The following is a 223-nucleotide window of genomic DNA, read 5'->3' as shown; positions in this document are numbered from 1 at the left end:
TCAAGACTGGGGCGGCGTATCTGCCGATCGATCCGAACGTGCCGGCGGCCCGGTTGCGGTTTGTGATCGAGGATGCCGCGCCGGTGGCGGTGCTCACGACTGCCGAACTGGGTGCGCGGCTCGCTGGTTTTGCCGGCGTGGTCCTCGATGTCGAGGACCCCCGTATCGAGGCTCAACCCGGCACCGCGTTGCCCGCGCCGAGCGGCGACGATGTCGCTTATCT

Annotated in this window: 1 protein-coding gene; it reads left to right on the top strand. The window is 68.2% G+C overall.

What is annotated here, in order from left to right:
• On the top strand, positions 1-223 hold a 223-nt coding region (locus SLQ30_RS33055; RefSeq protein ID WP_319458355.1), incomplete at both ends, for a hypothetical protein.

The sequence above is a fragment of the Mycobacterium sp. RTGN4 genome (assembly GCF_033804635.1).
In the GTDB taxonomy this organism is placed as follows: domain Bacteria; phylum Actinomycetota; class Actinomycetes; order Mycobacteriales; family Mycobacteriaceae; genus Mycobacterium.
Note: the sequence above shows the minus strand (reverse complement) of the source record. Positions and strands in the feature narration are given on the sequence as shown.